The sequence below is a fragment of the Gammaproteobacteria bacterium genome (genome assembly GCA_029881255.1).
Taxonomy (GTDB): Bacteria; Pseudomonadota; Gammaproteobacteria; order S012-40; family S012-40; genus JAOUMY01.
This window is the reverse complement of record JAOUMY010000042.1, coordinates 1-2,969: the sequence shown is the minus strand read 5'-3', so window position 1 is coordinate 2,969 and position 2,969 is coordinate 1. Positions and strand designations below refer to the sequence as shown.

Annotated in this window: 1 protein-coding gene; it reads right to left on the bottom strand. The window is 49.3% G+C overall.

The genetic code is table 11. The features are described 5' to 3' along the window. A partial coding sequence (locus tag OEZ43_22010) for an amino acid adenylation domain-containing protein (protein ID MDH5548253.1) occupies positions 1–2,969 on the bottom strand: 2,969 nt, incomplete at both ends.

The window sequence follows — 2,969 nt, the reverse complement described above, 5'->3', positions numbered from 1 at the left end:
CGGTCTGGTAGAGGCGCGCACCGGGGTCGGCACCAAAGGGATGCGGGATGAAGCGCTCGGCGGTCAGGCCGGGCTGATGGAGATAACCCCGCGCCAGCCCCACGCCCCCGATGTATAACTCCCCGGGCACCCCTTGGGGGACAGGATTTAAATACGTATCCAAAACATAGATTACGGTATTCGCGATAGGTTTTCCGATGGGGATACTGCCACGAGCTGTACCACCACGGGGGATGTTGTAAGTACAGCTGAAGGTTGTGACTTCGGTCGGACCATAGCCGTTAATAAGCTCCAGATTCGGAAGCGCTTCGTATGCCCGCCTAACATGATTGGGGGATAGTGCTTCGCCACCAATAAGTAACTGTTGTATGTTGGCCAAGGCTTGAGGATCAACATCAACCAGCGTATTGAACAGAGAGGCTGTTAACCACGCACCATGCACCGGGTGAGCGTTTAAATAGGTTTTCAATCCCTCTGCAGTAGGTATTTTTTCAGGGTATAAAACAGCCGTTGCTCCATGCAACAGAGCTCCCCATAGCTCAAATGTGGTTGCGTCGAAGGCAATTGATGCGGCACAAAGCAAGGAATGATCTGCGTCAAAGTCAGCGAATTGGCTAAATACCAGTCTGGCTATCGCCTGGTGGCTGACCGTCACACCTTTCGGTTGACCGGTAGAGCCAGAGGTATAAATAACATATGCAAGATGTTGCGGTGTGACCTTTGTATGTAAATTAGTTTGAGGAAATGCGCTGAGTTGTTCCCATTGGGTATCGATTACAAACTCACGATAATTGATTTGGTTTAGAACGCGTTCGCGCAAATCGGGTAGCTTTGAATACGCAGTACTCGCCGTAATCAAGACGCGTACGTTGGCGTCGCGCAATGTGTTAATTAATCTTTCCTGGGGATATTCCGGATCCAATGGCACGTATGCGCCCCCGGCTTTGAGTATCCCTAAGATAGCGACTATCGTATCGATAGACCGCTCCATGCACAGCCCGACCAATGTATCGGCTACGACCCCTTGATCACGAAGATAGTGAGCGAGCTGATTGGCGCGACTATTTAATTCTGCATAACTAAGTGAGTAGTCGTCTAATACGACAGCGGTAGCTTGAGGCGTTTGCTCTGCGTGGACCTCAAATAGCTGATGGATACAGGCGTCATTCGGATATGACGTTGCCGTGTTATTCCAATCAAACAATAGCTGCCGGCGCTCGGATTGCGAGAGTATGTCAATTTCGCTAAGTCTGGTCTGTGGTGATGCAACGATTTGTTCGAGGAAGCGAATGAAGGTGTTAGAAAATCGTTCAATCGTCGCTTCATCAAAGAGATCGCTTGCATATTGCCAGCTACCGCGCAACCCTAGTGGGGTTTCTGACATATGCAGCTCTAAGCTGAATTTAGCCGTTTGGTTGGATGCACCAATTCCTTCAAGTTGTATTGACGAAGTATTTATGGTCGAAACAGGAATGTTTTGTAAGTCAAAAAGTACCTGGAATAGTGGCGTGTGACTCATGCTTCTCGGTACTTGTAATAAATCAACCAGCTGTTCAAACGGCAAATCCTGATGGGCGTAGGCGTCCAGGGTGTTGTTGCGCACTTGGGTGAGAGCTTCCAAATATGTTGGGTTGGTTCCAAAACGTGTGCGAATAACCAACAGATTGATAAAAAAGCCAATCAACGGTTCCAATTCAGTATGTTGACGATTTGCGATTGTAGTACCGACGCTAATATCCCGCTGACCGCAATAATGTGACAACAACATTTGATACGCCGTCATCAATGTCATGAACAACGTGCATTCGTGTTCGCGACATAGCTGATGGAGTTTTGTAGTTAACTCCTGCGACAAACTGAAACTTAGATTTGCGCCACGATAAGACTGCGCCGCAGGGTAGGGATGATCAACGGGAAGTGCTAAACGTTCCGGCGCATCGCTAAGTTGCTTGCGCCAATAGTCCAACTGTCGTTCAAGTACTTCGCCTTGCAGCCACTGGCGTTGCCATGCTGCGTAGTCAGCGTATTGAATCGCGAGTGGTGACAAGGGATTGGCGAGTCCTTGACTAAAGGCGTCATACAGAGCGGCCAACTCTTTAATAATCACACCCATTGACCAACCGTCAGACACGATATGATGCATGTTCAACAACAACACATGGTGTTGTTCGTTTATACGAAGTACAGACATGCGCAACAACGGTCCTTGCGCTAAATTAAACGGCTTCCTGGCGTCAGCCGCCGCTAGCATACGAACATGAGCTTCACGTTCATCTTGGCTTAACGTGCTGAGATCAATTACCGGTAAGTCGATGTGTAGAGTCTGCTGAATGGCCAACAGAGGCTGACCGCTATCTTTCGGAAATACCGTGCGCAAAGATTCATGACGCGCGATGACAGTGTTGAGCGTCTTGCGTAGGGCAGTTAAGTTCAATACGCCTCGAACCTTTACCGCAGATGGCAGGTTGAACAAGGGGTTGTCAGGAATCAATTGATCGAGGAACCACAAACGTTGTTGAGCAAACGATAATGACAAATCATTCGTTCTCGAAACAGGCGTAATTGGTGGTGCAATATACTCTCGAGATTCGCTGATTCGCGCACTTAATGTTGAAATTGTGGGGTGTAAGAAAATCGCGCTAATCGGAAGTTCGGCGTTAAACGTCTGGCGAGCTCTAGCGACGACCTGGGTCGCAAGTAATGAGTGTCCACCGAGGGTGAAAAAATTGTCGTGAATTCCTACACGCTCCACTTGTAGAACTTCTGCCCAGATATCTGCCAGCGTTTGTTCCATGGCATTGCGCGGGGCGACATAGTGATGATCGGAGGTTAAGGCCTCGGTTGCGGGCAGTTGTCGGTGATCGAGCTTGCCATTGGGGGTCAAGGGCATGGCGTCGAGGGAGACAAAGGCGACGGGCACCATATAATCGGGCAATTGGGTACGTAGAAACTGTTGCAGGGCCAGGTCG